Origin of the sequence: Sanguibacter suarezii NBRC 16159 (assembly GCF_001552735.1) — a bacterium.
GTDB lineage: Bacteria > Actinomycetota > Actinomycetes > Actinomycetales > Cellulomonadaceae > Sanguibacter > Sanguibacter suarezii.
In genome coordinates, this window is sequence record NZ_BCRT01000010.1 from 520,650 (window position 1) to 538,995 (window position 18,346).

The 18,346-nt window shown below is 71.2% G+C and carries 19 protein-coding genes; 11 read left to right on the forward strand and 8 right to left on the reverse strand.

Translation table 11 applies throughout. The annotated features are described in order from the left end of the window. Window positions 1–22 precede the first annotated feature (22 nt). The 4 genes from SS2_RS07000 to SS2_RS07015 form a co-directional block, all read right to left on the reverse strand. On the reverse strand, window positions 23–736 hold the full coding sequence (locus SS2_RS07000) for an ABC transporter ATP-binding protein (RefSeq protein WP_066462358.1): 714 nt from the start codon (window positions 734–736) through the stop codon (window positions 23–25). Then, window positions 733–1,875, reverse strand: a complete 1,143-nt coding sequence (locus tag SS2_RS07005; protein WP_066462362.1) for an ABC transporter permease — start codon at window positions 1,873–1,875, stop codon at window positions 733–735. The genes SS2_RS07000 and SS2_RS07005 overlap by 4 nt, the downstream gene beginning before the upstream one ends. A gap of 225 nt (window positions 1,876–2,100) precedes the next feature. Beyond that, the gene (locus tag SS2_RS07010; protein ID WP_066462363.1) at window positions 2,101–2,742 is read right to left on the reverse strand and encodes a malonic semialdehyde reductase; all 642 of its coding nucleotides are present in this window, start codon (window positions 2,740–2,742) and stop codon (window positions 2,101–2,103) included. 144 nt (window positions 2,743–2,886) lie between these two features. Continuing rightward, window positions 2,887–5,583: a LuxR C-terminal-related transcriptional regulator gene (locus SS2_RS07015; RefSeq protein WP_066462364.1), complete on the reverse strand. Its 2,697-nt coding sequence runs from the start codon at window positions 5,581–5,583 to the stop codon at window positions 2,887–2,889. A gap of 175 nt (window positions 5,584–5,758) precedes the next feature. On the opposite strand from SS2_RS07015, the gene SS2_RS07020 reads away from it, so the two are divergent. Continuing rightward, window positions 5,759–6,151 carry a DUF7144 family membrane protein gene (locus SS2_RS07020; RefSeq protein ID WP_066462365.1) on the forward strand — a complete coding sequence of 131 codons (393 nt, stop codon included), beginning with the start codon at window positions 5,759–5,761 and terminating at the stop codon, window positions 6,149–6,151. Window positions 6,152–6,437: 286 nt separating this feature from the next. On the opposite strand, the gene SS2_RS07025 is transcribed toward SS2_RS07020, so the two are convergent. Genes SS2_RS07025 through SS2_RS18230 form a run of 3 tightly spaced genes read right to left on the reverse strand, consistent with a single transcriptional unit; the run spans window position 6,438 to window position 8,544 of the window. Continuing rightward, window positions 6,438–7,616 (reverse strand): CU044_5270 family protein, encoded by a 1,179-nt coding sequence (locus tag SS2_RS07025; RefSeq protein ID WP_066462372.1) that lies wholly within the window; start codon window positions 7,614–7,616, stop codon window positions 6,438–6,440. Next, window positions 7,613–8,209 carry an RNA polymerase sigma factor gene (locus SS2_RS07030; RefSeq protein WP_066462374.1) on the reverse strand — a complete coding sequence of 199 codons (597 nt, stop codon included), beginning with the start codon at window positions 8,207–8,209 and terminating at the stop codon, window positions 7,613–7,615. The genes SS2_RS07025 and SS2_RS07030 overlap by 4 nt, the downstream gene beginning before the upstream one ends. After that, a complete protein-coding gene (locus SS2_RS18230) occupies window positions 8,128–8,544 on the reverse strand; it encodes a peptidase inhibitor family I36 protein (protein ID WP_083941871.1) in 417 nt (138 codons plus the stop codon). The genes SS2_RS07030 and SS2_RS18230 overlap by 82 nt, the downstream gene beginning before the upstream one ends. A gap of 184 nt (window positions 8,545–8,728) precedes the next feature. On the opposite strand from SS2_RS18230, the gene SS2_RS17590 reads away from it, so the two are divergent. The 9 genes from SS2_RS17590 to SS2_RS07070 all read left to right on the forward strand — a co-directional run bounded on the left by SS2_RS17590 (window position 8,729) and on the right by SS2_RS07070 (window position 16,809). After that, a complete protein-coding gene (locus SS2_RS17590) occupies window positions 8,729–8,899 on the forward strand; it encodes a hypothetical protein (protein ID WP_169796269.1) in 171 nt (56 codons plus the stop codon). Between the two features lie 112 nt (window positions 8,900–9,011). Beyond that, window positions 9,012–11,033, forward strand: a complete 2,022-nt coding sequence (gene thrS, locus SS2_RS07035) for a threonine--tRNA ligase (protein WP_083941874.1) — start codon at window positions 9,012–9,014, stop codon at window positions 11,031–11,033. Next, window positions 11,030–11,590, forward strand: coding sequence for an HIT family protein (locus SS2_RS07040; protein WP_066462376.1), 561 nt, complete (start codon window positions 11,030–11,032; stop codon window positions 11,588–11,590). Before thrS ends, SS2_RS07040 begins: the two co-directional genes overlap by 4 nt. Before the next feature lie 5 nt (window positions 11,591–11,595). After that, window positions 11,596–12,231, forward strand: a complete 636-nt coding sequence (pgsA, locus tag SS2_RS07045; RefSeq protein WP_066462378.1) for a phosphatidylinositol phosphate synthase — start codon at window positions 11,596–11,598, stop codon at window positions 12,229–12,231. 4 nt (window positions 12,232–12,235) lie between these two features. Further along, on the forward strand, window positions 12,236–13,351 hold the full coding sequence (locus tag SS2_RS07050; protein WP_083941876.1) for a phosphatidylinositol mannoside acyltransferase: 1,116 nt from the start codon (window positions 12,236–12,238) through the stop codon (window positions 13,349–13,351). A 2-nt stretch (window positions 13,352–13,353) separates the two neighbouring features. Continuing rightward, window positions 13,354–14,556 (forward strand): glycosyltransferase family 4 protein, encoded by a 1,203-nt coding sequence (locus SS2_RS07055; protein WP_066462379.1) that lies wholly within the window; start codon window positions 13,354–13,356, stop codon window positions 14,554–14,556. After that, the gene (locus tag SS2_RS07060) at window positions 14,553–15,272 is read left to right on the forward strand and encodes a hypothetical protein (protein ID WP_066462380.1); all 720 of its coding nucleotides are present in this window, start codon (window positions 14,553–14,555) and stop codon (window positions 15,270–15,272) included. The genes SS2_RS07055 and SS2_RS07060 overlap by 4 nt, the downstream gene beginning before the upstream one ends. 62 nt (window positions 15,273–15,334) lie before the next feature. Further along, complete coding sequence (gene pdxS / locus SS2_RS07065) at window positions 15,335–16,264, forward strand: pyridoxal 5'-phosphate synthase lyase subunit PdxS (RefSeq protein ID WP_066462381.1); 930 nt, start codon at window positions 15,335–15,337, stop codon at window positions 16,262–16,264. Next, entirely contained in the window at window positions 16,261–16,809 is a 549-nt protein-coding gene (locus SS2_RS07070) for an NUDIX hydrolase (RefSeq protein ID WP_245643399.1), read from the forward strand. The genes pdxS and SS2_RS07070 overlap by 4 nt, the downstream gene beginning before the upstream one ends. Before the next feature lie 10 nt (window positions 16,810–16,819). Here the strand turns inward: SS2_RS07070 and SS2_RS07075 are convergent, their stop codons facing one another. After that, window positions 16,820–17,647 (reverse strand): hypothetical protein, encoded by an 828-nt coding sequence (locus SS2_RS07075; RefSeq protein ID WP_066462387.1) that lies wholly within the window; start codon window positions 17,645–17,647, stop codon window positions 16,820–16,822. A 94-nt stretch (window positions 17,648–17,741) separates the two neighbouring features. Between SS2_RS07075 and pdxT the strand changes: the two genes are divergently transcribed. Continuing rightward, on the forward strand, window positions 17,742–18,344 hold the full coding sequence (gene pdxT / locus SS2_RS07080) for a pyridoxal 5'-phosphate synthase glutaminase subunit PdxT (protein ID WP_066462388.1): 603 nt from the start codon (window positions 17,742–17,744) through the stop codon (window positions 18,342–18,344). The last annotated feature ends 2 nt before the right edge of the window (window positions 18,345–18,346 follow it).

Below are 18,346 nucleotides of genomic sequence, written 5' to 3' on the forward strand. Positions count from 1 at the left end.
GTCCAGGCGCCAGCCACCGACGCTACACCGAGGCAGTGAGCCTGCCATCGGTCATCTCGAGGACACGGTCGCAGTGCTCGAGCACGCCGTGGTCGTGGGTCACCATGACCGTGGCCACGCCGAACTCGCGGCTCTGCTCGGCCAGCAGGCCGACGACCTCGTGGCTGCGCGCGCGGTCCAGCGCGGCAGTGGGCTCGTCGACGAGGAGCACGCTGGGCCGGGTGACCAGCGCCCGGGCGATGCCCACGCGCTGGCGTTCGCCGCCGGAGAGCTGACCGGGGCGGTTCTTGGCCTTGCCGGCCATCCCGACGGCTGCCAGGAGCTCGGTCGGGTCGAAGCTGCGCGGGCCGCCCGCGAGCTTGTTGACCAGGCGGAGCTGGTCGGCTGCGGTCAGAGCCGGGATGAGGTTCCCGGACTGGAAGACGAAGCCGATCGTGTGCAGCCGGAAGTCCGCGCGCCGGGCGCGGCTGAGCTGCCCCAGGTCCTGGCCGTGGATGGACACCTGGCCTGAGTCTGGCGTGGCCAGCGCTCCGGCGACGGCCAGCAGCGAGGACTTCCCTGAGCCGGAGGGGCCGACGATCGCGACGAACTCGCCGGGGGCGACGTCGAGGCTCACGCCGTCGAGGGCGCGGACCCGGGTGTCGCCGTCGCCGAGCTCCATGACGGCGTCACGGATGGACAGGCCAGCGCTCGCGGTCGCGGTGGCCGGGGGTGTGAGGGTGCGGGTGTCGGTCATCGGTTTCCTCCGAGAGCGTCGAGCGGGTCGATCCGGGAGATCCGCACGATCGCGACGGCTGCGCCGACGAGGCCGAGGCCGACGGTGAGGGTCGCTGCCGTGAGGATGGGGCTGGCTTCGAGGGCGAAGGGCATGGCCTCGGGCATCGCTGAGCCGAGTCCGAGGCCGGCGGCGAGGCCGAGGGCGGTGAAGGTCACCAGCAGCAGCGCTGCCTGGACGAGTCCGTCGCGGAGCAGGTACCGGGTGGAGGCCCCGATGGCCCGCAGCACGGCGATCTCGTGCTTGCGCTGGATGGTCCACACGGTGAAGAAGGCACCGACGACCAGGGCGCAGATGGCGTAGAGGAAGACCTGGATCATGCTCAGGGTGAGGGTCTCGGCCTCGTAGCCGGGGGAGGCGTTGAATGCCTCGGTGAGGGTGCTGGTGGTGGTCGCAGCTGCCGCGTCGCCCGCCTTGAGGTCGAGGCTGGCTCCGTCCGCTGCCTGCAGGGCGATGACGCTGGCGGTGTCGGTGGGCACGGCGTCGAGCTGCTCGGCGGTGGGGGGACCGGGCTGGGCGAGCCCGGAGCTGATGAGCTGCCAGGTCGCCAGGGGGAGGTAGGCGACGTCGACGTGCCCGAAGGTCGCCTGACCGTCGGTGAACCCGACGACGACGAGCTCGGTGCCGAGCTGGTCGAGGGTGAGCGTGGTGCCCAGCTCGATCCCCTCGGCCTGGGCCGTCGGTGACACGACGATGCCGTTGGGGCTGGCGAGGCCGTCTCCCTCGGCGGGGGCGGGAGCCAGGAAGGAGTCCGTCTCCACGCCGAAGAGGCTCAGGTCCACCTGGGTGCCGTCGGTGGCCGTGGCGTTGACCAGCGAGACGCCGAGGAGCGTCGCTTCTGCGATGCCGGGCTGGGTGCTCCAGGTCGACAGCTGGTCGGAGTCGACGACCGAGCGGGAGAAGGCGTTGTCGGTCTTGGTGCCCTCGTCGAAGGCGAAGGCCGTGACCGGCAGGGACTTGAGCCCGGAGACGCCGTCGTTGACCAGCCCGGACGAGAGCCCGGACAGCATGACCATGAGCACGGCGATGAGGGCGACGACGGCCCCCATGAGGCCGAAGCGTCCTCGCGCGAAGGTGAGCTCGCGGAGTGCAAGAAACATAAGGATCCTCTGCGGGGAAGATGCCAACACCCTGTTGGCAAGATACCAACATCGTGTCACGAAACCTGTCGGCAGGCAAGGGATCTGCTCAGCGGATCGCGCTCGCAGAGGTCCGGGGCGCAGGGATCCTGGGCGCAGACGACGGCGCGCCGGCCAGCCCGAGGGCTGACCGGCGCGCCGGTGATGAGGATGAGGTGCGGTGCTGGTGGCGCCGCGGTCAGACGGTCAGACGGTCAGGGAGACCTCGTCGAAGCCCAGTCGCGTCTGGCGCGGGTGAGAGGCGCCCTCCGACGCCGGGGTGCCGACGTTGAGGACGACGAGGGACTTCCAGCCGTTCTCAGCGAAGAACTCCGCGTCGATGCCCTCGGCGTCGAACCCGGTCATCGGGCCGACATGCAGCCCGGCTGCGCGCAGCCCGACGATGAAGTACCCCACCTGGATGAGGGCCGAGGTGCGAGCCATCGGGACGCGGACCCCTTCGCCTGCTGCGTCAAAGTTCTCGCGGGCGCCGGGGACGTGCGGAGCCAGGACCGGCAGGTTCTCGTGGAAGTTCGGGTCGGCTGCGGCGACGATGGTCAGCGGCGCGGCCAACGTCTTGGCCTGGTTGCCCTCGGACATGTGAGAGACCAGGCGGGCACGAGCCTCGGCGTCGCGCACGATGAACAGTCGCAGGGGGAGGGTGTTCATCGCCGTCGGGCCCCACCGCACCAGGTCGTAGGCGGCCTGGATCTTCTCGTCCGGGACGGCCTCGTCCTCGAAGACGTTCACGGTGCGCGCCTCGCGGAAGAGCAGGTCTGCTGTCACCGCGTCGATCTCGAGGAGGTCGTCGAAGGCGGCGTCGGTCGGGGTGAAGGTCTGTGTGGTCATGCCCGTTTCAACGAGATGACCCGTTCGCCCCCTTCCCGATCTGGCTGTGATCTGACGCACATCGAGAGCGGGTGTCCTGATCACAGGGCCGCCGCGGCGGCCCCGCACCATGCCGGCGCGAGACCCGCACCCCGGATCAGCCCGTCACAGCAGCCCGCGCTCGGTCGCCACCCGCACCGCGTCTCGGCGCCCCTCCACGCCGAGCTTGCGGTAGATGGCCCGCTGGTGGGTGCGCACCGTGTTGATGGAGACGAATGCCGCTGCAGCGATGTCGGCCGCCGTCATCGACGTGCGCAGGTACAGCAGCACCTCGTGCTCACGCGGGGTCAGGGACCAGTGCGAGGTCAGCGCGGGGACGACCGGGGCAGCGGGGAGGTGGTCCAGCAGGGAGATGGTGAAGGTCGCATGCTCGGTGCCCCAGGACAGGTGCTCGGCCAGCAACGGCAGGATCTCCTCGCGCCGGTCGGTGAACGGACGCCGCACATCGTCCAGCTCGCCCGCGGCCAGCGCTGCCTCGAGGAGCTGATGGGCACGGTCGCGTTCATCGGCGGCCACCGCCAGCAGCGCCGCCACCAGGTGGCGGCGGGTCAGGAGCTGGCTGGCCTGGCAGTCCGGGGGAACCAGCGTCAGCACCTCTGCTGCGAGCTCCGGAGCGCCCGTGCGCCGCAGGATCTCCGCGGCCCACACCACCGACCCCGGGTGCTCGGCCAGACCCGGACCGGGTCCGGACCGCGTAGCCAGACCGGTCACGATCGTCGACGCCGCCGCCACCTCTCCGCGAGCCAGGTGCCGGCGCGCGGAGAGCACCGCGGCCAGCGACGGCCAGTACGGGGGCAGGCGAGAAGCGCCCATGGATGCCAGGGCGTCGAAGTTCTCCTGGGTAGCCGCAGGGTCGCCCGCCGCCAGTGCGATCTCCAGCAGCGCTGCCCGGGTCAGGGCCCGTTGGCTCCAGTCCCCACGCTGGACGGTGCCCAGCGCCTGGATGGCCCAGTCCCGTGCGGTGTCGAGGTCGTCGCGGTCGTACTCGGACAGCGCCAAGGTCAGGTACGCCGCGGACAGGATCGGCGCGCTGCCCCACCCCAGCTGCTGCCCCTCGTCCACCGCAGCCCGTGCCCGGCTCCGTCCCACACCGCAGCCCTGGGACTCGCGCACCAGCAGCGACAGCTCCGACTCCCCAGCCAGACGCAGAGCGGCCATCGACCGCGCCGTGGCGACCGCGGTCGAGACCTCGAACAGCGCCGCTGCCGGCGCCGGGCGCCCCGCCCTGGCCAGCAACCGCCCCACCACGTGCTCGGCTCCGGCCACCACCACGGCGTCCTCGTCCGGGGGAGCGGAGTCCAGCAGCTCCTCCCCGAGGGCAGCCATCACCGAGGGGTCCACGTGCCCGCTGGAGATCACCACGCCGAGCAGCTGCTCGAGCAGCGCAAAACGATGCTGGCCCGGCCGGGTGCTCTCGCCAGGCTCGCCCGCGGCGCTGGCCCCCGTGCGTCGCAGCATGAGATCAGCCTGGGCGAGGTCCCCGTCGAGATAGTGGCACACCGCCATGAGGAGCAGCAGCTCAGGGCTCTCGTCCAGGGGGGCCGGTACCCGGTGGCACAGCTCCAGCAGCAGGGCGTGCTCCCCGCGTAGCACCAGCTCGATCCACCGCTCGTGCAAGAAGGTGGCAGCCAGCCCGGGACGGCCACCCCGCAGGGCGTGCGTGACCGCCTCGTCGAGGTCCTTGTCCCGCCAGTGGTGAGCGGCGGCGCGGTGCAGCACCCGCCACCGCCGAGGGTGCGCCGTCGCCAACCTCGTCTGGCACTGTGCCGCGAAGGCGTCATGCCACCGGTAGGTCACCGGCTCCCCCTCGCCGGTCACCTGGCGATCCAGGAACAGCCCACGCTCGACGCACTGGGCGAGCAGCTCCGCCCCGCCGTCGCCGCCGTTGAGCGCGTCCGCGAGCTCGGCGTCGACCGAGCGGCACGTCGTCGCCGCGAGCACGAACTCACCCAGGCGGGGACCCAGGCTCGTCAGCACCTGGGTGACCAGAGCGTCCGCCACCTCGCTGGTGGGCCGCAGCGTGGCCCGCGCCCCGGCAGCGGTCGGTGCCGTCGCCATCGCCCCCAAGGTCATCTTCACCGCGACCGGCCACCCCTCGGTCACCCGCACGAGCTCCTGCTCGTCCTTGGCCCCGAGCTGGACACCCCACAGCTCAGCAAGCTGACGGGTCTCACCGACACTGAACCGCAGGTCCTGCGCACCGATCTCGTTGAGCCGCCCCGCCGCACGCACCCGTTGCCAGTTCACCGGCGGGTCGAAGCGCCCCGACAGCATGAGATGCACGTGCGCAGGGGCGTACCGCACCAGGCGGTCGAGCATGGCCACCGACCCGGGGGAGGCGATCTCGTCGACGTTGTCGAGCACGAGCACCAGGGGGAGGGGCAAGGCGTCCAGGCGTGAGACGAGGTCGTCGATCGCCAGGCCGGTCTGGTCCTCGTGCACGGGGACCTCGATCTCTCCCAGGCCCACCGTGTCCCCGAGCCCCGCACTCACCAGCGCCGCCGCGATCGTGTGCCGGACCCCGCGCCACAGGGCACGCGCGTCGTCGTCCAGCTCGTCGACCGTCAGCCAGGCGACCGGGTGCACGCTCGCAGCCGACCACGCCGCCAGCAGGGTCGACTTCCCGTAGCCGGTCGGGGCGGACAGGAGAGAGACCGCCCCCGCCTCGACCCCCTCGTCCAGCCGCGCCGAGAGAGCGTCACGGGGGACGTAGAGCGAGGGCAACGCAGGAGATGCGATCTTGCGGGAGGGAGGCCGGTGCTCCACCGGGCGCGACTCGCGGGTGTCGGTGTCCTGCTCCATGGTCGTCGCCTCCGATGAGCGGGATGCGTCGGGGTTGGACCTCGAACCGGCGGGGCGACCCCGACAACCCCCCACGTGCGACTATCTCACCCTCTTCGGGTGATGTCCTGGCGAAACGGTCGCAGCAGGATTGCGGGACGAGCGCCCGTCGGGTGCCCCTGTGGGAGGAGTGCTCATGGCACGTGCAACAGCGTGGGTGGGGTGGATCTGGTTCGCAGCAGTCCTGATGATGGCCGCAGGAGTGCTCAACTTCATGACAGGACTGGTCGCCGTCATCGGCGACGACAACGCCTACATCGACACTGGCGTCAACCTCCTCGTCTTCGACGTGGAGGGATGGGGCTGGGCGCACCTGATCTTCGGGATCGTCATCTTCCTCATCGGTGCCTTCCTCGCCGTCGGACAGACCTGGGCACGGCTCCTGGCAGTCGTCCTGGTCACCCTCAACCTCATCACCCAGTTCCTCTGGCTGCCCGCCTACCCGGTGTGGTCGATCATCGTCATCGCGATCGACGTCGTCGTGCTGTGGGCGCTCATCGTCCACGGAGACGAGGTCCGCGAGGACTGACACCGTGGTGGGACTGGAGCGCTCGCGGACCTCGACCGGACCACTTTCACTGGACATGTGACAAACCGGGGTGACCAGCGGATGTATAGACGACAAGGCGCGTCATCACCGCCACCCCTGGTGATCAGCTTGCTGTGCGCGAGCCGTCTCGTCAGCCCGGAAGGGACTCCGTGGCGGAGCCCGGTCTGAGCCGAACGTCGCAGGGGGGCGTTCAGCTCGGACCGGGCCCCGCCCGGCTAGACGCAGCCGGTGCCCGGCGATCAGGCGGCCACCTCAGGCGCCTACCTCAGTCGCCCAGGGCCGCAACCCACGACGACGTGTTCCAGGCGGTGAAGCCGGTCACGGACTGGGCGACGGGTCCCTGCGGGTCAGTGACGGCGATGGTCTCCACCCCGAGCAGCTGGCCGTCGGTCGGGGAGATGATGAGCACCGTGACCGCCTCCGGGGTTCCCAGGGCAGGTGCGACAGCGACAGCCAGCCCGGGCCGGCCGAACCGGTCGGTCGTCGACCCGAGGTCGGAGACGGCGGGCTGCTCGGCCAGGACAGACCACATCGCCGCAGCCAGGTCGCCGGGCACCACGTACTGGGAGAAGAGCTGCTGCACCGCCACGACCAGGCAGGCTGCCCGTGCCGCGTCGTCGGCCGTGCACGTCTGGGCGCCGGTCAGGGCGAGCAGCTCGGTCGTCAGGCCCGCGGTGTCCCGCGGCAGACCCGCGAGGGTGGCCGGGACCAGCGACCCCGCGGGGAAGGTGTCGGTCGAGGTGCCCGCGGCCTGCACGGGGGCGGCCGCCGGGTCGATCTGACCGTCGGCGGTGATCGCCCCGGTGCGCACCTGGGTGGACTGGATGGCGCCGTCCGCCGAGAGCCACCACATGCTCTGCGTCGGCACGGTCGAGATCTCGCCGGTGTCCCCGTCCTGTACGTGCAACCAGGCGTAGGTCGCCACGCGCTGCACGTCCCCGCCCACCTCCGGCGCCGGGGCGGACAGTGCCGCCTCGGCGAGGACGGTCAGGGTCGCGGTCGCGCTGGGTGCGGTGCCCGCCGCGACGTCGAGGGCGTCGGCGCCGGAGAAGACCAGAGCGGCGGGGGACCCGGCGATGGCCTGGGGGCCTGAGGACAGCTGGGTACCCAGCACCGCGGCGAGCACCGCGGCCCCGGCAGCGGCGAGGGTCAGCACTCGGCGACCGGTGCGGCTGAGCCTCCTGCGACGGCTCGCACGCGCTGACTCGATCGGAGTGACGGCGGCCGGCTGAGCGAGCGGCGTCGCTGGCTGCGCGCCGTCGGGCTGGTCGACGGCGCGGTCAGCCTGGTCGCCGGCGTGCGCCTCGGCGAGGATGCGGCTGAGCAGGGCCTCGCGCCCTGTGACGTCACTGGTGAGGGCGGCGGGGATCGCCGGGAGCATGCCTGCGGCGCTCATGAGGTCGCGGAGCTCCGCGACGTCGACGTCGCGGGGTTGGGTCGTCATCGCTTCTCCCTCCCGGCGTCCTGCTCGGTGAGGATCTGGCGCAGCCGCTTCCGAGCGCGAGCGACGCGTGTGGTGACCGAGCTGACCGAGCAGCCCAGGGCGGCGGCCGTCTCGGTCGAGCTCAGTCCGGCGACGACCATGAGACTCAGCGCGTCCCGCTCTGCCGGGGGCAGGAGGGAGAGCAGCCGGCGTGCCTCGTGGAGAGCCTCGAGATCGTCAGGATCGAGGGCGGCCTCGGCGTCGAGGACGCTCGCGGCCCGGTGGGTGAGGCGCAGCTGCCGGTTGAGGGTCTCCGTGGCCTGCAGGATCTTGTTGCGCAGGATGCCGTAGACCCAGGCGCGCCGGCCGGAGAGGTCCAGCGGGATGTCCGCCCAGCGGCGCCACACCACGAGGAAGGTCTCGGCGATCACGTCGTCGACGAGGTCGAGGTCCATGCGCCTGACGAGATAGGTGCGCAGCTCGGTGTGCATCTGCCGGAACAGCTCTGAGAACTCGGTCTCCTGGGCGTCGCTCAGCAGCTCGCGCTGGTGCTCAGTCTCGCCGACGACGACCAGTGACTCGTCGACGTCGCCTTCGAACCTGGCGCCAGACACACCGAGAACCCACTTCCTGCAGAGCCCGAGTACACATACGCGGCCTTCGAGGAGTTGTTCCATGCCGAACGAGCCACGGTGAATACTGCCACATTCGTCGCAGACGTCGCGGAGGTGGAGAAGAAGCTCCCGCTGTAGAAGGTCGCGCTCCACAGACAGACCGTGCCGCTGGCGCACTGCGACTGGGTGGCGGGCGCGACGACGGCGTCGGTGGCGGCGCTGAGCCCGGCGGCGGGGCCGCTGACCAGGAGGGCCGCGACGAGGCTGGTGACCGAGACGGCCAGCGATGAGGGGGAGGGGGAGACGTGCTTGCCGGCGCGCAACGGTCGTGTCATACCGGTACATCCCTCGCACACGATGATTTGTCACACCTCACCCGGGTGAGGTCGTCGATGGATCGCCGCAGGCGTCCGCGATGGCTCCCGCGGAGCCGCTGAGCGCTCGCCCCGCCCTCCCGTGTCGCGGTACGTTCGAGACAGCGTTGTCGACCGCGGCAACACCGACAGGCTGGAGCTGACCATGGCAGAAGAGGGCAAGGGCGGTCTGGGAGGCCTCGTGGGCAAGGCGAAGGACTTCCTCACCGACGAGAAGATCGACACCATCGCCGAGAAGGTCAAGTCGGTCGCTCCCGACTCGGTCGACAAGCACGTGGAGACCCTCGCCGAGAAGGCCAAGGACGCCAACCGCTGAGATCAGGCGACCGCCCGGCGCGGTCGTGGCCCGCAGAGCGGGCCACTATCGGTAACATCGAGGGGCATGCTCGCACGAGCGTGCCCCTCGATCGATCTAGGAGAAGACCACCGTGTCTGAGTCGTCGCCGTTGCAGCCCCCTGTCACCCTGACCGTCGACGGCGAGCTGACCACGGTGACCACGGGCACGACCGCAGCCGACCTCTTCGCCGATCGCCGCCACGTCGTCGTGGTCCGGATCGACGGCGAGCTCAAGGACCTGGCCACCGAGCTGACCGCCGGTTCCGTCGTCGAGGGCGTGCCGATCGACTCCCCGGACGGCCTCGCGGTGCTGCGCCACTCGGCGGCCCACGTGCTCGCCCAGGCGGTCCAGCAGGTCAACCCGACCGCCAAGCTGGGCATCGGCCCGCCCATCAAGGACGGCTTCTACTACGACTTCGACGTCGCCGAGCCCTTCACCCCCGAGGACCTCAAGGCCCTCGAGAAGGCCATGATGCGCATCATCAAGGAAGGCCAGACGTTCCGACGTCGCGTGGTCACCGACGCTGATGCGCTCACCGAGCTCGCGGGCGAGCCCTACAAGGTCGAGCTCATCGGCCTCAAGGGGTCCAGCGACACCGCCGGCGAGGGCGCTGACGTCGAGGTCGGCGCGGGCGAGCTGAGCATCTACGACAACGTCCGCCGCAACGGCGAGGTTGCCTGGTCAGACCTGTGCCGCGGGCCGCACCTGCCCTCGACCAAGCTCATCGGCAACGGGTACCAGCTCATGCGCAGCGCCGCGGCGTACTGGCGCGGCAGCGAGAAGAACCCCCAGCTGCAGCGCATCTACGGCACCGCCTGGCCCACCAAGGACGAGCTCAAGGAGTACCTCGAGCGTCTCGCCGAGGCCGAGCGCCGCGACCACCGCCGCCTGGGCACCGAGCTCGACCTCTTCTCCTTCCCCGACGAGATCGGGTCGGGTCTGGCCGTCTTCCACCCCAAGGGCGGCATCATCCGCTCCGAGATGGAGCAGTACTCCCGTCAGCGGCACCTGGAGGAGGGCTACTCCTTCGTCAACACCCCGCACATCACCAAGGAGCAGCTCTTCCAGACGTCGGGGCACCTGGACTGGTACTCCGAGGGCATGTACCCCCCGATGCACCTCGACGAGGAGCGCGACGCGGACGGCACCGTGCGCAAGGCCGGGCAGAACTACTACCTCAAGCCCATGAACTGCCCCATGCACAACCTCGTCTTCTCCTCCCGGGGACGGTCCTACCGCGAGCTGCCGCTGCGGCTCTTCGAGTTCGGCACGGTCTACCGCTACGAGAAGTCCGGTGTGGTGCACGGCCTGACCCGCGCCCGCGGATTCACCCAGGACGACGCCCACATCTACTGCACCCGCGAGCAGATGAAGGCCGAGCTGACCGACGCGCTGAACTTCGTGCTCGGGCTCCTCAAGGACTACGGCCTGGACGACTTCTACCTCGAGCTGTCCACCCGCGACCCCGAGAAGTCGGTCGGCTCGGACGAGGTGTGGGAGGAAGCGACCCGCACCCTGGAGGAGGTCGCGACCGAGTCCGGGCTCGAGCTCGTCGCCGACCCCGGTGGCGCGGCGTTCTACGGGCCCAAGATCTCGGTGCAGGCCAAGGACGCCATCGGCCGCACCTGGCAGATGTCCACCATCCAGCTCGACTTCAACCTCCCGGAGAAGTTCGACCTCGAGTACGCCGCCGCTGACGGCACCCGCCAGCGCCCGGTGATGATCCACCGCGCGCTCTTCGGCTCGATCGAGCGGTTCTTCGCGGTCCTCACCGAGCACTACGCCGGCGCCTTCCCGGCGTGGCTGGCGCCCGTCCAGGTCCTCGCGGTCCCGGTCGCCGAGCCCTTCAACGACTACCTCGCCGACATCGTCGCCCAGCTGCGCAAGAGCGGCATCCGCGCCGAGCTCGACGACGGCACGGACCGCTTCGCCAAGAAGATCCGTACCGCGAGCACGCAGAAGATCCCCTTCGTGCTCATCGCCGGGGGAGAGGACGCCGAGGCGGGCGCGGTGTCCTTCCGCTACCGCGACGGACGCCAGGACAACGGCGTGCCGGTGGCCGAGGCCATCGAGCGCGTGCTGACCGCCGTGCGCGACCGGGTCCAGGTGTGAGCGAGTCAGCAGCCGAGCATCCCGGGGTCCCGGACGGTCTGGAGCGTCTGTGGACCCCGCACCGGATGGTGTACATCGGCGGACAGGACAAGCCGGCGGACTCCACGGCGGCGTCCTGCCCGTTCTGCACCATCCCCGCGCGCGACGACGCCGACGCGCTCATCGTCGCGCGCGGGTCGGTGGCCTACGTGGTGCTCAACCTCTACCCGTACAACTCCGGTCATCTGCTCGTGTGCCCCTACCGGCACGTGGCGGACTACACCGAGCTCACCCCGGCCGAGGTCGCTGAGGTCGCCGAGCTGACCCGCACGGCCATGCGCGTGGTCCGCGAGGTCTCCGCGCCGCACGGCTTCAACCTGGGCATGAACCAGGGCGAGGTGGCCGGCGCGGGGATCGCCGCGCACCTGCACCAGCACGTCGTGCCGCGGTGGGCCGGGGACGCCAACTTCCTGCCGGTCGTGGCCCAGACCAAGGCCCTGCCCCAGCTGCTGTCCCAGACGCGTGACCTGCTCGCCGCTGCCTGGCCGGCGCCCACCCCGAACGACACCGAGGAGTAGCCGCTGTGCTGAGCCGCCTGAGAGGCGTCATGACGACTCTCTTCAACCCGTTGGCACGAGTCCTGCTGCGGATCGGTGTCTCCCCGGACGCCGTCACGGTGTTCGGGACCGTCGGCGTGCTCGTCACGGCGCTGTGGGCCTTCCCCACCGACCACCTCGCCGTCGGGGCCATCGTCATCGGTCTGTTCGCCTTCCTCGACTCCCTCGACGGGACGATGGCCCGCCTCGCCGGACGCTCCGGCCCGTGGGGGGCGTTCCTGGACTCCACCCTCGACCGGCTGGCGGACGCCGCGATCTTCTGCGGCCTCGCCGTGTACTTCGTGGTGCACACCTCCGGCGCCACCCGCACCTGGGGCGCGGTGGCCGCGCTGGCCTGCCTGGTCCTGGGATCGATGGTCTCCTATGCCCGGGCCCGCGCCGAAGGCCTGGGCATGACCGCGAGCGTCGGCATCGCCGAGCGCGGTGAACGTCTCGTGGTCTCGCTCGTGGCTGCCGGCCTCGTCGGCTTCGGGCTGTCGGTCCTCGTACTGGTCGTGGCCCTCGTCGCGCTGGCCGCGGCGAGCCTGGTCACCGTGCTGCAACGGATGGCCACCGTGCGAACGCAGGCGCTGGCCGCCGCGGTCGCCTCGAGCGAGGCCTGAGCCGATGGGGCTGAGCGCGGGCACCGTCTTCCACCTGGCGTGGAAGCACGCAGGCAAGGTCCCCGGCCCTGTGCTGCGCGGACTCCTCACCCTCGGCGCCGACGTCGCGTGGCTGACCGGCGCGGGCGGCGTCGGGCAGCTGCGCCGCAACCTCGCACGGGTGCGCCCGGAGGCCAGCCCGCGTGAGCTCAACGCCCTGACCAGGGCGGGCATGCGCTCCTACATGCGCTACTACGGCGAGGCCTTCGTGCTGCGCCACGCCAGCGCCGCCCAGATCCAGGCGCGGGTGCGCCTGGTCGACTACGCCCACTGCTCGCAGTTCACCACCGCCGGCATCTCGCCGGTGCTCGCGCTGACCCACCAGGGCAACTGGGACCTCGCCGGCGTCTACGCGAGCTCGCACATCGCCCCGGTCCTCACGGTCGCCGAGCGGCTCGAGCCGCCGGAGGTCTACCAGGAGTTCCTGGCCTTCCGGCAGGCGCTGGGCATGGAGATCCTCACGGCCGGCGACCCGGGTGTCTTCCGCCAGCTCATGCGCGCCGCCCGCGGACCCTCGCCCGAGGCCCGCGCGGCCGCCGCCGTCAACGACTCCGACTCCGACGCCACGGGCGGTGCTCGGGTCATCTGCCTGCTCGCCGACCGCGACCTCAGCCACAACGGCATCGAGGTGGACTACCTCGGTCACCGCGCCCGGGTGGCCGCCGGCCCGGCCGCCCTGGCGGTGACCTGCGGCGCGCCGCTCGTCCCCGCGGGCATCTACTACGAGCGTCTCACCGGTGCCCGACGCCGCGACGCCGGCACCCCGTGGGGCATCGTCGTGCGCTTCCACCCCCCGGTCGCTGTGCCGACCGAGGGCACCAAGACCGAGCGGATCGCCGCGGTGACCCAGAGCTGGGTCGATGCGCTGAGCGCTGACATCCGCGAGTTCCCCCAGGACTGGCACATGCTCCAGAAGGTCTTCGTCGAGGACCTCGACGCCGACCGCTACGCCCGTACGACGGCGGCCGCAGCCGCCGCAGCCGGGGCGGAAGCTGCGCCCGGGGCGGCTGCGGCGCAGACCGAGGTGCCGGCTCAGGCACCCACAGACCAAGCCCTGCCGGTGCGGCAGGAGACGGAGTGACGATGGCATCGCGCAGTCTTCGGGTGGGCATCGTCTGCCCCTACTCCTTCGACGTGCCCGGAGGGGTCCAGTTCCACATCCGTGACCTCGCCGAGGCGCTCATGGCGCAGGGCCACTCGGTCTCGGTGCTCGCCCCTGCGGACGACGACACCCCCATCCCGGACTACATCACCTCCGCCGGCAAGGCGATCCCGGTGAAGTACAACGGCGCCGTCGCGCGGATGACCTTCGGGCCGCGCACGGCCGCCCGGGTGCGGCGCTGGCTCAAGGAGGGCCAGTTCGACGTGCTGCACCTGCACGAGCCGGTCACCCCCAGCCTGAGCATGCTCGCGCTGTGGATCGCCCGCGGTCCGATCGTCGCCACCTTCCACACCGCGCTCATCCGTTCCCGGGCGCTGCAGGCGGCCTATCCGCTGGTCCGCCAGTCGCTGGAGAAGATCTCCGCGCGCATCGCCGTCTCCGAGGACGCCCGTCGCACCCTCATCGAGCACATGGGCGGTGACGCCGTGGTCATCCCCAACGGCGTCTACGTCGACGCCTTCGCCGAGGCGAGCGCCAAGGAGGAGTGGGTCGGCACGCCGCAGGCGCCGACCATCGCCTTCCTCGGTCGCCTGGACGAGTCCCGCAAGGGCCTGCCGGTCCTCACTGCGGCCATCCCGGAGATCGTGGCCCAGGTGCCCGGTGCCCGCTTCCTGGTGGCCGGCCGGGGCGACGAAGGGCGCGCCCAGGCCATCGAGACCCTCGGTCCCGAGCTCGCCGCCTCGGTGGAGTTCCTCGGCTCGATCAGCGACGAGGAGAAGGCGCAGCTGCTGCGCTCGGTCGACCTGTACATCGCTCCCCAGACGGGCGGCGAGAGCTTCGGCATCGTGCTCGTGGAGGCGATGAGCGCCGGTGCCTGCGTCGTGGCCAGCGACCTCGGCGCCTTCCAGCGCGTGCTCGACGACGGCCGGGCCGGGTACGTCTTCCGTGCCGGCGACTCCGCGGACCTGGCCCGGGTGGTCTGCCAGGCCCTCGCGGACCCGGACGAGCGCGCCCGGCTGTCCGCCCTGGCGAGCGTGGCGGTGCGCCAGTACGACTGGTCCACGGTCACCGCTCAGGTGCTCACCGTGTACGAGATGGTCCTGGAGGCTTCCCGGGCCCTGGGCGGCGTCGAGGAGGACCCGTCCTCCACCCGGCGCCGCGGATGGACGGAGGTCACTCGATGAACTGGTCAGAGACATTGGTCGTGGTCGGCATCGTGCTGGTGCTGCTCGTCTGGCTCACCTGGGTCTCAGCGACCCGGCTGGACCGGCTGCACCGCAAGGTGGTGGCCTCCCGCCTCGCCCTGGACGCCCAGCTCGTGCGCCGCTCGGCGGCCGCGGCGGAGCTGGCCACCTCAGGGGTGCTGGACCCGGTCAGCTCGGTCCTGCTGGTCGAGGCCGCACGAGAGGCGTCCTCGGGCGCCGACTCCGGAGCCCGTGAGCTCATGGTGGCCGTCCCCGACCTCGCCGAGCTGGTGGAGTCCACCCGGCTCGACGCACAGACCAAGCGCGCGCCGTCGCGCTCGACCGTCTCCAACGCCCTGGACTCCGGGCTCGGTGAGCACCGGGCCCAGGCCGAGAGCGTGCTCTCGGCGACGCTGCGCACCGCCCTCGAGGACCCGGCCGAGCTGACCGACCTCTACGCCTCCCCGGACAGCGCAGCGCTGCTCGACGCCGTGGCCGCTGCCTGGTACCGGGTGCAGCTCGCGCGCCGCTTCCACAACGAGGCCGTGGCCCAGGCGCAGCGCGTGCGGGCCAAGGTCCTGGTGCGGGCCGTGCGCCTGGCCGGGCACGCCGCCATGCCCCAGACCGTCGAGCTCGACGACGCCTGGCCAGCGGGGTTGCGTCGCCCCGGAAGCTCCTCCGGTCACCCCGGGATCGCGTCGGCCCCCGCGGCGTAGGATCGTCCCCATTGTCGCGGTCAACGGACCGCGGTGCTCCGACATGACGAGTGAGGTTTGTTGTGCCAAGCGAGTTCGCATCACCTGAAGCCACCAGCAGCGAGAACGACGCCGTCGTCGGCAGTGCACGGGTCAAGCGCGGCATGGCGGAGATGCTCAAGGGTGGCGTCATCATGGACGTCGTCACGCCCGAGCAGGCCCGGATCGCCGAGGACGCCGGCGCCGTGGCCGTCATGGCCCTCGAGCGGGTCCCCGCCGACATCCGCGCCCAGGGCGGCGTCTCCCGCATGAGCGACCCCGACATGATCGACCAGATCATCGCGACGGTCTCCATCCCGGTCATGGCCAAGGCCCGGATCGGCCACTTCGTCGAGGCGCAGGTCTTGCAGTCCCTGGGTGTCGACTACATCGACGAGTCCGAGGTCCTCACCCCGGCCGACTACGCCCACCACATCGACAAGTGGGCCTTCACCGCTCCCTTCGTCTGTGGTGCCACGAACCTGGGAGAGGCGCTGCGCCGCATCAACGAGGGCGCCGCGATGATCCGCTCCAAGGGTGAGGCCGGCACGGGCGACGTCTCCAACGCGACGACCCACATGCGCACCATCCGCGGTCAGATCCGTCACCTCACCTCCCTTCCCGAAGACGAGCTCTACGTGGCGGCCAAGGAGCTCCAGGCGCCCTACGAGCTCGTCAAGGAGGTGGCCCGCACCGGCAAGCTGCCCGTGGTGATGTTCACCGCCGGCGGCATCGCCACCCCGGCCGACGCCGCGATGATGATGCAGCTCGGTGCGGAAGGCGTGTTCGTGGGCTCGGGCATCTTCAAGTCCGGCAACCCCGCCCAGCGTGCCGCCGCGATCGTCAAGGCAACGACGTTCTTCGATGACCCGGGCGTCATCGCCGACGTCTCGCGGGGTCTGGGCGAGGCGATGGTGGGCATCAACGTCGAGGAGATCCCCGAGCCGCACCGCCTGGCCGAGCGCGGCTGGTGAGCGAGGCAGACGACAGCCACTACCTCGACGCGGGCTGGTTCCGCGGCGAGGACGGCATGCTCACCCGGTACGCCGCCCGAGTCCTGCTCATGGACTCGGGCGGGCGCACCCTGCTCGTGCGCGGGCACGACGGAGACGAACCCACCCGGAGCTGGTGGTTCACCGTGGGCGGCGGGATCGACCCGGGGGAGACCCCGCGCGAGGCCGCCGTGCGCGAGGTGCGTGAGGAGACAGGCATCGTGCTGTCCCCGCAGGACCTGGAAGGTCCGGTGCTCACCCGGTCGGCGATCTTCGACTTCGCGCGGGAGCACTGCCTGCAGCACGAGGAGTTCTTCGTCGCCCGCGTCTCGCCCAGCGGCGAGCTCACCCGCGACGGGTGGACGGACCTCGAGGTGAGCTTCGTCGACGAGATGGCATGGCTGACCCCGCAGCAGCTGCGCTCTGCCTCTCTGGAGGTCTTCCCCCGGACGCTGCCGGACCTGCTCGAGGAGCTGGCCGACGGGTGGGACGGCGTCGTGCGGGTGATCGGTGTGGAGCACGACTGAGCAGCGACGCTCAGGGCGTGGACGTCCCGTAGGGCGGCGGGGGTGGAGGTGGCGGAGGTCCGGCGGGACCCGCCGGCCAGGAGGCCGCCCGCTGGCGGGCCTTGCTCCGGGTGTTCCACCAGATGGCGCCGCCGATGGCCAGGCCCAGGCCGAGCACCCCGCACAGCGCCGAGGCGACGATCGTCACCACTCCCAGCGCCGTGCGGCCGAAGACCTTGGCCAGCTCGGAGGCGTCCACGGCGGTGAGGCTGCCGGGCAGGTCCGCCGAGCCGCCGGTCACGGTCGCGGTGTAGACGCCGTCGACGGGTGCGGTGAAGGTGAGCGCACGCACGTCGGTGTGGGAGTCGGAGGTGCTGTTCTCGAAGTTGAGCGAGGCGGTGTCCAGGTCGACGGAACGTCCCCCGGGGGCGGTGACCACGACGTCGTCGAGGTCGATGGTGGTGGTGGACGTGCTGACCACTACCACGGCGTACTCCTCGCCGTCGTCGCCGATGAAGCTCAGGGAACCGGGGAGCTGGACGTAGTCGAGGGCCGGGGACGACCCCGACGGTTCGTCGGCGAACCGGGAGACGGCAGTGGCCACCTGGACGATCCCGGCGATGAGCGCCGCGATCGCCACGAGGATCAGGCCGATGCCGATGAAGGTCATGACCTTGGGGCCGGTGGTGGACGTGGCGGGCGGGCGCTGCGGGTAGCTCTGCCGCGCGGGGTAGGGCGCGGTGGCGTAGTAGGCAGGCGGGCCCTGGGGCGGGGGAGGGCCGTAGGGACCCGCGCTGGACGGCCCAGGCGTCCCCGGACGCTCGGGTTCAGGCTGGCGCTGCGGGAACTCCTGGCTCATCTCCCTGATCGTCCCACCGGGACAGGCGACCGGCAATGGGACCTGTGGCCCGGGTCGAGGGAGCTGCGAGCCTGCGCGCGTAGAGTGGCTCCCCGTGAAGCCACAGATCGGGGTGCTGGCCCTGCAAGGTGACGTCCGCGAGCACACCGCCGCGCTCGAGGCGGCCGGTGCACGCGCGGTGCCCGTCCGCCGTGTCAGCGAGCTCGCCGAGGTCGACGGGCTCGTGCTGCCCGGCGGGGAGTCCACGACCATCGACAAGCTGCTGCGCGCTTTCGACCTCTTCGACCCGCTGCGCACGGCCATCGCCGACGGCCTGCCGGTCTACGGGTCCTGCGCCGGGATGATCCTGCTCGCCGACCACATCCTGGACGCCGCTCCCGGCCAGCAGACCCTCGGCGGCATGGACCTCACTGTGCGCCGCAACGCCTTCGGTCGCCAGGTCGACTCCTTCGAGACGGAGGTCACCGTGGACGGGGTGGCGGGGGACCCGGTGCACGCCGCCTTCATCCGGGCTCCCTGGGTCGAGTCGATCGGCCCCGCGGCGCAGGTCATCGCGACGATCACGTCTGGCCCTGCCACCGGTAGGATCGTAGGAGTCCGTCAGGACGCACTGTTGGCGACATCGTTCCACCCGGAGATCACCGGCGACGGTCGCATCCATGATTTGTTCGTATCGATCGTTCGTAGGGAGTACTAAGC